Consider the following 12,716-nt stretch of genomic DNA (forward strand, 5'->3'; position numbering starts at 1 on the left):
TGTGAGCTGGCTGCTGGTGCCGTCCTGATTGACGGCCGAACCCCGCACCACCGCCAGCACCCGGTGCCCGTTACGCCGGGCGTCGGAGAGCCGCTCCAAGACCAGGACACCCACGCCCTCCCCGAGCCCGGTGCCATCGGCGGCGCCCGCGAACGCCTTCACCCGGCCATCGGGCGCGAGCCCCCGCTGGCGGCTGAAGTCCTGAAGTGTGCTCGGCGTCGCCATGACGGTGACGCCGCCGGCGAGGGCGAGGCCGCACTCGCCGTTGCGCAGCGCCTGGGCTGCCAGGTGCAGGGCGACAAGGGATGACGAGCACGCCGTGTCCACCGTCACCGCCGGACCCTCAAGCCCGAACACGTAAGAGAGCCGGCCGGAGGCGACGCTTCCCGCGCTGCCGTTGACCACGTATCCGGCGACGCCGTCGGGGAGTTCGGCCGACTGCAAGCGCACGCCGTAGTCGTCGTACATGACGCCCGCGAAGACGCCCGTGTCGCTGCCGCGCACCGAAGTCGGGTCGATGCCGGCGTGCTCGAACGCCTCCCACACCGCCTCCAGCAGCAGCCGCTGCTGCGGATCCGTCGCCAGCGCCTCACGCGGACTGATCCCGAAGAACCCCGCATCGAAGCCGTCCGCGCCCTGGAGGAAGCCCCCGCTGCGGGCGTAGCAGGTGCCCGAGTGGTCGGGGTCGGGGTCGTAGAGGGCGGCGAGGTCCCAGCCGCGGTCGGTCGGGAAGGGCGAGATGGCGTCCGTCTCGTCGGTCAGCAGCTCCCACAGGCCCTCGGGAGAGGTCACCCCGCCCGGCAGCCGACAGCTCATACCCACAATCGCGATCGGCTCCTTCGCTCGGTCCTCGGCCGAGCGCAGACGCTCCCGCGTCTGGTGCAGTTCAGCGGTGACGCGCTTGAGGTAGTCGCGGAGCTTTGCTTCGTTCGTGTTCGCCATCTGCAGCCATTCCCTCGGGGCGGACATGGGCCAGGAGCTCGGGAGTGTCAGGAACGGGACGCCGTAGTGGCACGGACCCGCGGCATTGGCAACATCCCGGAGCCAGCTAAGGGAGCCCTTGGCAGGTTCTAAAGCCCGGTGGGTTCTTAGGTCGGCTTAAGACCGGATCCGGACGATGGGCCGGGCAGCGCCTCCGCTGCCGTGACACCTGTATGTCACCACCGCTGTGGGAGAGGACCGGATGGACGGCTCGGACACTCGAATTCTTTCGGTCGGTACGGCCCTGCCCGGACCGCTCCTCGACAATGCCGCGCTGGCCCGGCGGTTCGGCATGGACGAGATCTGGGAGCAATGGATCGAGGCTTTCATCGGCGCGAGCACCCGGCATCTCGCCGTCGACCTGGAGAGCGGGGAGGTGGTTTCCTCGCTCGCGGATCTGGGTGAGGCGGCCGCGCGCCGGGCGCTGGAGAACGCCGGACTTGAGCCGGGTGACGTGGATGTGATGGTGCTCGGCACCGCCATGCCCGACCAGTTGATGCCGACGACGGTGAACATGATCGCGGACCGCCTCGGGATCAACGAGGTGCCTACGTACCAGCTCCAGTCGGGCTGCACGGGCGCGGTCCAGGCGATGGACCTCGGCCGGCAGATGCTGCTCACGTCGGGGCGGCGGCACGCGCTCGTCATCGGCGGTGAGGTGTGTGCCAAGCACTACGACCTGTCCGTCGACGTGAAGAAGATGGCTCCGGACGAGCTGGTGAACCTGCTGCTGTTCGGGGACGCGGCCGGTGCCGCGGTGCTGACCACGGACGACGTGCCGGAGAGCCTCGTGGTGCGCGGGCTGCTGAACCGGCTGACCGGCCTCGGGCGTCCGCCGGGGCAGACGGTGGACTGGTTCGGGCTGATCGACCGGGATTCCGCGCGGCAGGCGGTGAGCGAGGACTACAAGGCCATCGAGGAGTCCGTGCCGGTGATGTCGGCGGAGATCCTGCGGGAGCTGCTCGACGACCTGGGCTGGTCCGAGACCGATGTCGACTATCTGCTGCCGCCGCAGCTGTCGGTGAAGATGACCGGCCGGATCGTCGAGGAGCTGAACGTGCCGAGCGCGGAGCAGATCAGTTGCGTGTCGGAGATCTCCAACACCGGTAACGCGTTGCCCTTCTTCCAGCTGGAGCAGCTCATGCCGCAGATGGCCGCGGGCGACCGCGCCATCGGCATAGCGGTGGAGTCGAGCAAGTGGATCAAGGCCGGTTACGCCCTGGAGAAGGTCTGAGAGGTCTGCTCCGATGACTACGACTGCAATCCCCGAAGCCACTGACGCGTTCGCCGCGTTCCAGAAACTCAGCACCGAAGAACGGCTCGTCGACGAGCTTCCCCGGGCGCTCGGCCTGGTGGCCTCGGTGAGCGAGGACGAACTGCCGCGGGCCGGACGCCTACTCGCCGGTCTCGACGACGCTCAGGTGCGGCGGGCCCATCCCGAGTTGCCGACCGTCCGGATCGCGATCAGCGGGCACAGCACGCTCAACGCGCTGATACCCGCGGTGGTCGCACAACTGGCGCGGCACGGGCTGTGGGCCCGGCCGAAGCTGTCGGACTTCGACAGCTACGTCTTCGACCTGTCGGATTCCTCCAGCGAGCTGTACGCCTACGATCCCGATCTCGCGCTGTGCCTGCTGGATGCCCAGGTGGTGCTCGACAAGCTGCCGAACCCGTGGACCGTGCAGGACCTGTCCGATGTCCTGGACGCCGAACTCCGGCTGCTGGAGGGGCTGGTGGCGCGGTTCGGCGCCACGGCCCGCGGCACGCTCGTTCTCAACACGCTGCCCCTGCCGCACGCGCTCACCGCCCAGTTGGTCGACCTGAGGTCGCGCGCGCGGGCGGGGGCGCTGTGGCGGGAGGCGAACGCCCGGCTACTGCGTCTGGTCGACGCCCATCCGCAGCTCGTCGTACTGGATCTCGAGACGGTGGACAACGCCGTACGGGAGCGGCCGACGGCTCCGGACACGCGGCTGAGCCTGTACGCGAAGGTGCATCTGTCGCCCGAGACGCTGGGCTCGTACGCGCGGGAGGTCGGGCACCTGGCCCGCATGCTCACGGGTCGGCTGCGCAAGTGCCTCGTCCTGGACCTGGACAACACGGTGTGGGGCGGAGTGCTGGGTGACGACGGGCCGGAGGGCATCGAGGTCGCCGACACCTATCGCGGCGAGGCGTTCCGCGCGTTCCAGCGGCTGGCGCGGCAGATCGCGTCCCAGGGTGTGCTGCTCGCCGCGGTGAGCAAGAACGACCTGGATCCGGTGCGCGACGTGCTGCGCGGTCATCCCGGGATGACGCTGCGGGAGGAGGACTTCGTCCGGGTCGTGGCCAACTGGCGTCCGAAGCATGAGAATCTGCGCGAGCTTGCGGCCGATCTCAATATCGGGGTCGACAGCTTTGTCTTCGTGGACGACAGCCCTTACGAGCGCGGTCTGGTGCGCCGGGAGCTGCCCGAGGTCTCGGTCGTGGACGTCGACGAGGAGCCGGCGCTGCACGGGGAACGGCTACTGCAGGACGGCTGGTTCACCGTGCGGGAGCTGACCGGTGAGGACCGCAAGCGCCCCGACCGGTATCGCGAGGAGCTGGTGCGCCGGGATTTCCTCAACGACTTCGACTCGATCGAGAACTATCTGCGGGAGCTGGGCGTCACCGTGCGGCTCAGCGCGGTCGAGGAGCGGGATGTGCCCCGGATCTCGCAGATCACGCTGCGCACCAACCAGTTCAACATGACGGGCCGCCGTCTTCAGCCGGAGGACGTGCGCGCGTGGTGCGCTGATCCGGAGCGACTGCCGCTGGCCGTCCACGCCTCCGACCGGTTCGGCGACAACGGCATCGTAGGCGCCGTCTTCCTCCGCTTCGAGGGCGACTCCGCGGTCCTGGACAACCTCCTGCTCAGCTGCCGGGTGTTCTCACGCGGCATCGAGCAGAGCTGCCTGTCGGCGGTGCTGCGGTACGCGAAGCACCGCGGCGTGCGAGAGGTGACCGGGGCGTACGCGCGTACGGCGAAGAACGGGAAAGTGGCGGACTTCTACCAGCGGGCGGGCTTCGTGCCGCTCGAAGCCGGCCAGGACAGGGCGACGTTCCGTCATGACCTCGGTGTGATCGCCGACCCGCCGGAGCACGTGGCTCTCACCGAGCACTTCGGCGACAGCCGTCAAGGCAATGAGGGAGTCAACTGATGCAGAGTGTGGACGAGTTCGTGTCGCTGGTCAGCGGTGAGCTGGGCATCCCGGTGACGCGGGAGACTGTCGGTGCGCCGTTCGACGCGCTGCCGAAGTGGGACTCGGTGCATCTGCTGTCCCTGCTCGTGCTGATCGAGCGGGAGACGCAGCGGCGCATCGCAGTGCCGGAAGCCCTTGAGTCGACGAGCCTGCTGGATCTGTACGAGCTGGCGGTGACGCCGTGATCCCCCGGTTCATGACGCCGCCGGGTGTCGACACCGGTTCCACGGTCTCGTCGGGCTCCGGCGACACCGTGCCGGTGGAGTTGAGCCCCTATCTGACGGTGCGGCCCGAGGAGGGGGCCCGGCTGCGGCTGTTCTGTCTGCATCACGCCGGCGGTGCCGCGTCCTGGTTCCGTGGCTGGCAGGCGCAGTTGGGGTCGGATGTGGAGGTCCTTCCGGTGCAGTTGCCGGGCCGGGAGCGGCGTGTGCACGAGCCGCGCTTTCGGGAGATGGACCTCCTCGTACGCGAGCTCGACCGGGCGCTGGATCCGTATCTGTCGCAGGCCGGTACGCAGCCGTACGCGCTGTACGGGCACAGCATGGGAGCCCTGATCGCCTATCGGCTGGCCCGGCACCGTGCCGCCGAGGGCCGCTCGACGCCGGTGACGCTGCTGGCGGGGGCTCATCCGGCGCCGCACCGGCCGCAGCGGCTGCGAGAGGTTCCGGATGTGTCCGAGGGCGAGCTCGTGGAGTGGCTTGTCGGCATCGGCGGTCTGTCCCGGCAGTTGCTGTGCCATCCCGAGTGGCTGCGGTGGGCGTTGTCGCTCATCCGGGACGACTTGGCGCTGTGTGTGAGCCATCGCCCCGAGGACGTCGATCCGCTGCCGTGCCCCCTGCATGTGTTCACCGGCCGCGACGATCCCCTCGTCACCCCCGAGGACGCAGGGGCCTGGGCCGAGCTGACGTCGGCGTCCTGCGATGTCCACCAGATCCCGGGCGGTCACTTCTTCCCCCGCGACGCGGGGATGGATGAGTTCTTCGACCGCCTGTCGGGTGTCCTGAATCTCTGGGCGCCCCTCCACCACCGTTCTCTTTCCGGAAGGACCTCCCCATGAATGCGAAGACGCCGATCGTTCCGGACTCGCCGACCGCGCCGGACCGTACGGTGGTGATCGCCGGCGGGGGTCCGACCGGCATGATGCTCGCGCACGAGCTGGGGCTCGCCGGTGTGCCGACGATCGTTCTGGAGCGCGAGCCCGTGATCGGTGACCACTCCCACAACCTCGGTGTGCATCCGCGGGCCGTCGAGGCCTTCGAACAGCGCGGCCTTCTCTCCGAGTTCGGCAGCGAGTTCGAGTCCTGGCCGCGTCTGCACTTCTCGATGCTGTGGCTGGACGTGCCCCGCTCCGGTGACGACTTCACCGTCATCATCGAGCAGCGTCTCCAACAGGAGGTCCTTACCCGGCGTGCGGCCGAACTCGGCGTAGAAGTGCGGCGCGGCCATGAAATCGTCGGTGTGGAGCAGCACGACGGCGGCGTCACGGTGACGGTGCGCACGGGTGGCGACGGCGGCACGACCTACACGATCGAGTGCCGCTGTCTCGTGGGCGCGGACGGGCCGCTCAGCGCGACCCGGGAGCTCGTCGGGTTCGAGTGCGACGAGAGCCCGGTGTCGTACTACGGCATCTTCGGTGACGTGAAGCTGCCGGAGGGCTCGGAGGCCGGGTTCGTCACGGACGTCAACGCCCGCGGCATCTTCTGCATCTGGCCGTTCCAGGAGAACATCATCCGGGTCATGTCGATCGAGTTCGACGCGCGGCCCGACGATCCCGCCACGCCGGTGACGCTGGAGGAGCTGACGAGCAGCATCCGCCGTGTCACCGGCGAGGAGATGAAGTTCCACGAGCTGCGCTGGGCGCACCGCTACGGCGGTACAACCCTGCACGCGCGGGACTACCGCAAGGGCAACGTGTTTCTGGCCGGGGACGCGGCGCACCGGCACTTCGTACACGCCAACCACGGTCACAACACCGGGATCCACGACGCTGTGAACCTCGGCTGGAAGCTCGCCGCCGACATCAATGGCTGGGCACCGGAGGGGCTGCTCGACAGTTACAGCGCCGAGCGGCACCCCGTGGGCGAGCGTGCGTGCGGGCACGGTCAGGCGCAGCTGGAGATCATGCAGAGCATGGAGCGTTCACCGGGGCTTCGCCGGCTGATCGGCGAGCTGATCGAACTCGACGACGCCAACCGGCACTTCGTGACCCGGGTGACGAACGTCCGGTACCCGCTGTGGGCGCAGGACGCGGCCGACACGGCCCATCCGCTGCTGGGTGCCCGTGTTCCGAAGCCACTGCTGAAGGACGGGGCCGCGGGCTCGGAGCAGCCGCACCCCCTGCACGTGGCGCGCGGGGTTCTGTTCGACTTGTCGGCGGGCGTGGACTCGCCGGCCGCCACTGTCGCCAGGGACTGGCGCGGGCGGGTGTCCGTCGTGGAGGCCGGGCCGGTGGAAGGGGTCTCCGCCACGGCACTTCTGGTGCGGCCCGACGGGTTCGTGGCCTGGGTCGGCGTCGACGACGTTGTCGACGGCCTGACCGAGGCCCTGACCATGTGGTTCGGGCCGGCCGGCTGAGCTTGGTTCTACTCGGTCGGCGGGGCGAGGGTCACAACCTCGCCCCGCCGACCAGCAGGTTGGTGTCGGTGAGCACGGCCTGGTGCACGTCGCGCAGGGACTGGCAGGGCTCAAGCCCCAGTTCGGTGCGGAGGGTGTCCCTGGCCTTCTGGTAGACGGCGAGCGCCTCGGCCCGCCGGTCCGATCGGTACAGGGCGATCATCAGGTGGCGGTAGAAGGCCTCGCGCAGCGGGTGGTCGGTGATCAGGGAGTACAGCCGTCCTATGACCTCGCGGTGGCGTTCGAGTTCGAGGCTGGACTCGACCAGCAACTCGATGCACTCCAGGCGGACTTCGTTGAGTCGCGCCGCGTAGCCGTAGATGATCGGGCCGTCGCACAGGTCCAGCAGGGCCGGCCCGCGCCACAGGGCGAGCGCCCTGCCGAACACGTCGACGGCCTCGACGTGCTGCCCCTCGCGGGCCCGGCGCCGTCCCAGCTCGACGAGCAGCTGGAATTCACGTGCGTCGAATTCATCCCCGGCCAGACTCAGCATGTAGCCCTGCGGTGTGGTGACTATCGGGTTGATGTCGGGCCTCGACTTTTTGAGGGTCTTGCGAAGCTGGGATATGTAGACGTGCAGTGCGGCGCTGGCCCGCCGGGGCGCTTTGTTTCCCCACAATTCTGAGACAAGCCGTCCGGACGGGACCGTTTCGTTGAAACTGGCCAGTAATGCCGTGAGCAGGGTCTCCACTTTGCGGGCACCAATGGTGACCACGCGCCCTTCGTCGATGATGCGGAGTGTCCCCAGGATCTCGTAGCGCATGACGTTCCCCCATCTTGAGATCTTCAGGTGCTCAGTCGTGTGTCTCATTGTCGCCGTGCACGCACGCGTGAGCCAACCCCACCCCGCCCCCTACAACCCCAGAAAAAACCCTTGTACAAGGTTGCCGTCAGGTTTCCAAGGCATCAACAACATCAAGGCCCCGGTATCCTGAAGGGATACCGGGGCCTTGATGTGACCGTACCAAAAAATTGGCGATTATTCAGGCGACCTGATTCACAGGCATCCGGAGCTGCGGTGGAAGATCCTGGCGGCGCGCGATGTTGAGTTTGCGATAGACACGCGTCAGATGCTGTTCAACGGTACTTACCGTGACATGCAGTTGTGCGGCGATCTCCCGATTGGTGTGGCCGAATGCGGCGAGCGCGGCGACGCGCCGTTCGGACTCGCTGAGCTTCGACTCGGCGTCGCCCTCGCCCTCGAAGCACACGCTGGGGCCGCGGAGCTGTTCGGAGAGTTCCTCGGCTCCGCACTCCTCCGCCAGCCGCGATGCGCGCTGCAAGACGGACTCGCTCAGGCTCCGGTCGCCCGTGCTGCGGTGGGCCTGGCCCAGATCGGCAAGCGCCCTGGCCAATTCGTAGACGCTGCCTGACTTCTGAAGCTCCCCCACTGCGCGGGTGAGCAGCCGGCGCTGCATGGGCGGCTCCGCCGTCGAGGCGCGCAGACGCAGCGTCATGCCGCGGGTCAGGGCGTTGCTGACCTCAACGCCGGAGGCCTGCTCGGTGATCAGGCGCTCGGCCTCGTTGTTCTCGCCGAGCCGCAGCCACGCTTCCGCGGCGTCGATCCGCCAGGGGATCAGCCCCGGTTTGTCGATGTCCCAGGCAACCGTACGGCGCCCTATGCGCAGGAAGTCGTCGAGGGCGGCCTGGGCGTGCCCGATGGCGAGGAGGTAGCGGCCACGCGCACGCAGGTAGCCGAGTCCGTCGACGGTGTGGTGGACGCGTTCGGGCAGGCGGCGGCCCAGGTGCCGGGCCGCGTCCTCGTAGCGTCCGGTGGCCGTGGCCGCGAGGATGCGGCAGGCGACGGGGCCGGCCACAACTGCGCTGTCGGTGCCAATGGGCACATCGGCCAGGGCCTCGGCTGCCTTCTCGTCGGCCTCGGCGAACCGGCCCTGGAGCAGTAGTACTTCGGCGTGGACGGCGCTCACCGCAGCTCGCCAACCGGGGGCACGGCGCCAGCCGGCTTCGTCACTCAGGGTCTCGCACCAGCGGGCCGCCGCATCGGTGCGGTCGGCGAAAGCGAAGGCCTTGACGACGTTCAGCATGCCGGGAAGTCTCATGTCGCTGATGTGGGAACGCGCGCTGAGGGAGCTCCCGGCAACCCGGGTCGCCGGCCCGTCACCGGTCCCCCATCCCGGCAGGGTCCACAGCACGGTCGTGGCCAGCAGCGCGGGCTCCGCCGCGCCGTGCGCGAGGCTCACCCACAGCTCCCGCTCGGCCTCGTCCAGGGCGATGGTCGGCCGCGAGCCGCGCAGGGGTCCCGGGCGCCAGAGGGAGCCGTGCGTGCGGTCCACGACGGACGGTTCACGCACGTCCTTCGGGCCGGCCTCGCCGCGGGTCACGGCCTCGCTCAGCCGCCGCACGGTGAACGTGCTCTCGGCAACGTAGCCTCGGGCACGCACCATGCGGGCCAGGCTCTCCAGACACAGCGCCGACAGCTCGTACCGACGCGCGGTACTGAGTGCCTGGTCAAGGAGCGGTTCGGCCGTCGAGGGGTCGACGCGGTGGACCACTTCGGCGAGCCGGACCTGGATCTCAGCGCGGCGCGCGTCGTCGTCGCACATCTCCAACGCGGCTTCCAGATAGGAGACGGCCTTCTCCGCCCGGTCCACGCCGAGCGCGCTCTCCGCGGCTTCCACGAGCGCCTGGAGGCCCCACGCGGTCCCGTCGCCGCCGCAGGCCACGAGGTGGTCCGCGACCACGGGAACGGCCTCACCCTCGTCGCGCAGGAGTTCCGCGGCCCGCCCGTGCAGAGCGGCGAGCCGCTCTGCCACGAAGCCCTCTCGTACAGCCCTCTCGATGGCGGGGTGTCGGAACGAGGTGCCGGTGACGAGGCCGGCAGCACGGAGACCTGCGACACCCTGTTCGGCGGTGTGCCGGTCAATGCCCAGCAGCCGGCCGATCCGGGAGACAGACACCGAGGGTCCGAGTACGGCGAACGCGGCGGCCGTGTCGGCGACTTCGGGGCCGCTCACCACGAGGCAAGCCTGCACGGCCTGAGTGAAGGGACCGCCTCGGCGTAACCGCAAGGGGCTGTCGATGCGCGCCGCGGTGCGCTCCCTGCGGCACTCCTCGACCGCGGCGCGCACCAACAGGGGGTTCCCGCCGCTCAGCATGCACAGTTCGTCCACGGCGCGGCTCGACGCCGCGGCTCCGGGCTGGTCGCCCACCAGGCGCTGCACACCGGCTCGGCTCAGACGACCCAAGGACAACCGAGTGAAGGCAGGCTGTCGCAGCAGCTCGGCCTCGAACAGGCTGTCCTGTGGCTTTTGGTGCAGGGGAATCGTCAGCAGAAAAGAAAGACGCGATCCGCGCGAACGACGCACCAGGTACTTGAGGAAGTGCAAAGAGACTTCGTCGACGTGATGCAGATCGTCCACAGCGATCACAACGGGCCGAGTCTTGGCGAGTTCACCGAGAGAGAGGAAGACGCTGTGCATCAACTGCGGCCAGCGCACGTCATCGACGTGGAATTCCTCGGGGCCACTCGTCGCGTATTCCGTGGCCGCGTCCACGAGTTCCCGCAGCCGCCCACCGGCCTCATCGGGAATGTCCACGTCTTCCATCAACTGACGCATAATCCCGAAAGAAAGCCTGCGTTCCTCGTACGCTCCTGAGGCTTCGAGCACCAAGGCGCCGCAGCATGTGGCCTGTTCGACCCCCAGGTGAAGCAACTGGCTTTTTCCGCAGCCAACGGGTCCCTCGATGAGCACCACCGGGTTTCGGGAGCATCGTTCCGAGTCGACGAACACCTCCGCCAAGGTCCGTACTTCGGCGTCGCGTTCGATGAACCTCATGAACACCCCTCCGCGATACGAGTCTATGGACGCGTCCACGACGGCACCCGGTGCCCCGGAACGTCCTAGGCAACGTACCACGAAAATCTGTCAGAGGCTGACAACTCTTGGATAAGTTCATACCAGAGCGGCTGGCAACGGTCACAATGGGTGAGGAATTCGGAATTCATTCCTCCGCATAGGCCCATCGAACCCCCGGCCCCACGGCACCCACCGGCTTTAGGCCCCGCCAAGGCCCTCTTTGGCCCCCCGGCGGACCCTGCTCAGGTCAGTCGACGTTACCTGCCGAACCAAGATCGCCGCAGCCGAACGCGGCGGCCAAGTCCTCCTCATGACAAGGGCGGTTGAGCGTGAACTCCAGTGTGCCCGGATTCCCCGCGACCTCTGCCGCAGAGGCGAACCTCGACCCGCGTCTGCGAGCGATCGCCGTCATCGGCATGTCCTGCCGACTGCCTCAGGCGCGCGGCCTGGACGCTTACTGGCAGTTGCTGTGCTCCAGGACGAGCGCCATCACCCATACGCCACCCACGCGTTGGGACGCCGAGGCACTCCATGACACCGAGTTCACCACTCCCGGCAAGGTGACCACCCGGAGTGGCGGTTATCTCGACGACGCCGACGTCCGCGGGTTCGACGCCTCCTTCTTCGGCATCAGCCCTCGTGAAGCCCAGGCCATGGACCCCCAGCAGCGGATGCTGCTCGAACTGGCTTGGGAAGCACTGGAGAACGCGCGGACCGTCCCCGGAAACCTCGATGCCACCGCGACCGGCGTCTTCGTGGGCTCCATGTGGGACGACTACACCACCCTGCTGCGCGACAACGGGCTGGAGGCCATCACGCGCCACAGCCTCATCGGCACCCAACGCAGCGTCCTCGCCAACCGCATCTCCTACCACCTCGGCCTGACCGGCCCCAGCCTCACCGTCGACAGCGGGCAGTCCTCCAGCCTCGTAGCCGTGCACCTGGCCGTCGAGAGCCTGCGCCGGGGGGAGTCCTCCCTGGCCATCGCGGCCGGCATCACCCTCAACCTCGTGCCCGAGAGCACCGTCACGGCGGGCAAACTCGGCGGCCTCTCCCCCGACGGGCGGTGCTACACCTTCGACGCCCGGGCCAACGGCTATATCCGCGGCGAGGGTTGCGGCGTGGTCGTCCTCAAACCCCTCACTCAAGCACTGGCCGACGGTGATCCGATCCACTGCGTGATCCGCGGCAGCGCCGTCAACAACGACGGGGGCGGCTCGAGTATCGCGACACCGCGTGCCGCAGCCCAGGAGCGCGTCCTGCGACTGGCCTACGCCGACGCCCAGTTGCCCGCCGATCAGGTGCAGTACGTCGAACTCCACGGGACCGGCACGCCCGTCGGCGACCCCGTCGAAGCGGCGGCCCTCGGCGCCGCGCTCGGGAGCGAGCGCGAGGCAGACGATCCTCTGCACGTCGGCTCCGTCAAAACCAACATCGGTCACCTGGAGAGCGCCGCCGGAATCGCCGGTCTGATCAAGACGGCGCTCAGCATCAAGCACCGGACGCTGCCGCCGAGCCTCAACTTCGAGTCGCCCAACCCGAACATCCCGCTCGACGAGTTGCGTCTGCGGGTGCAGACCGAAACTGGCGCCTGGCCGCATCCTGAGCGCTCGCTGATCGCTGGTGTGTCGTCGTGGGGTATGGGTGGCACCAACGCGCACGTGATTCTGGAGCAGGCACCCGCCGAGGAGGCGGTGCAGGAGGCCGAGTCGCCATCACAGGATTCTGGTCTGCTGCCGGTGGTGTGGCCGGTGTCGGCGAAGACCCCCGCCGCGCTGCGGGTGCAGGCCGAACGGCTGGCCGCGCACGTCCGCGAGACCGGGGACGCCGTGGATGCGGCCGCGGTCGCCCGTACCCTCACCCGTGGGCGTACGCAGTTCGAGGAGCGGGCCGCGGTGGTCGGTGAGACGGCCGGCGACCTGCTGGCGGGGCTGGAGGCGCTGGCCGCGGACCGGCCGCACCCGGCCCTGGTCACCGGCAGCGTACTCGGCGGCAAAACGGTGTTCGTGTTCCCCGGCCAGGGCTCACAATGGGCCGGCATGGGCGCGCACCTCTACCAGCACTCCCCGGTCTTCGCCCAGCAGCTCAC

9 protein-coding genes are annotated in these 12,716 nt (G+C 68.7%); 6 read left to right on the top strand and 3 right to left on the bottom strand.

Translation table 11 applies throughout. The features are described 5' to 3' along the window. Nucleotides 1–942, bottom strand: a 942-nt coding sequence (locus tag KCH87_RS48055) for a beta-ketoacyl synthase N-terminal-like domain-containing protein (protein WP_210594395.1), incomplete at its 3' end; no start/stop codon positions are given. Nucleotides 943–1,183: 241 nt separating this feature from the next. On the opposite strand from KCH87_RS48055, the gene KCH87_RS48060 reads away from it, so the two are divergent. The 5 genes from KCH87_RS48060 to KCH87_RS48080 are packed head-to-tail and all read left to right on the top strand — an operon-like array spanning nucleotide 1,184 to nucleotide 6,770. Then, entirely contained in the window at nucleotides 1,184–2,215 is a 1,032-nt protein-coding gene (locus KCH87_RS48060; protein WP_210594396.1) for a 3-oxoacyl-ACP synthase III family protein, read from the top strand. Nucleotides 2,216–2,228: 13 nt separating this feature from the next. Further along, entirely contained in the window at nucleotides 2,229–4,154 is a 1,926-nt protein-coding gene (locus KCH87_RS48065; RefSeq protein WP_210594397.1) for an HAD family hydrolase, read from the top strand. Next, entirely contained in the window at nucleotides 4,154–4,381 is a 228-nt protein-coding gene (locus KCH87_RS48070) for an acyl carrier protein (RefSeq protein ID WP_210594398.1), read from the top strand. The genes KCH87_RS48065 and KCH87_RS48070 overlap by 1 nt, the downstream gene beginning before the upstream one ends. Continuing rightward, on the top strand, nucleotides 4,378–5,253 hold the full coding sequence (locus KCH87_RS48075; RefSeq protein WP_210594399.1) for a thioesterase II family protein: 876 nt from the start codon (nucleotides 4,378–4,380) through the stop codon (nucleotides 5,251–5,253). Before KCH87_RS48070 ends, KCH87_RS48075 begins: the two co-directional genes overlap by 4 nt. After that, nucleotides 5,250–6,770: an FAD-dependent oxidoreductase gene (locus tag KCH87_RS48080; protein ID WP_210594400.1), complete on the top strand. Its 1,521-nt coding sequence runs from the start codon at nucleotides 5,250–5,252 to the stop codon at nucleotides 6,768–6,770. The genes KCH87_RS48075 and KCH87_RS48080 overlap by 4 nt, the downstream gene beginning before the upstream one ends. Nucleotides 6,771–6,801: 31 nt before the next feature. On the opposite strand, the gene KCH87_RS48085 is transcribed toward KCH87_RS48080, so the two are convergent. Both KCH87_RS48085 and KCH87_RS48090 read right to left on the bottom strand, forming a co-directional pair. Continuing rightward, the gene (locus KCH87_RS48085) at nucleotides 6,802–7,572 is read right to left on the bottom strand and encodes an AfsR/SARP family transcriptional regulator (RefSeq protein WP_210594401.1); all 771 of its coding nucleotides are present in this window, start codon (nucleotides 7,570–7,572) and stop codon (nucleotides 6,802–6,804) included. Between the two features lie 220 nt (nucleotides 7,573–7,792). Beyond that, entirely contained in the window at nucleotides 7,793–10,606 is a 2,814-nt protein-coding gene (locus tag KCH87_RS48090; protein ID WP_210594402.1) for a LuxR family transcriptional regulator, read from the bottom strand. A gap of 350 nt (nucleotides 10,607–10,956) precedes the next feature. Between KCH87_RS48090 and KCH87_RS48095 the strand changes: the two genes are divergently transcribed. Beyond that, nucleotides 10,957–12,716: beta-ketoacyl synthase N-terminal-like domain-containing protein (locus KCH87_RS48095; protein WP_308299094.1), on the top strand; the 1,760-nt coding region annotated here is incomplete at its 3' end.

The organism is Streptomyces sp. GESEQ-35, assembly GCF_017948485.1.
GTDB lineage: Bacteria > Actinomycetota > Actinomycetes > Streptomycetales > Streptomycetaceae > Streptomyces.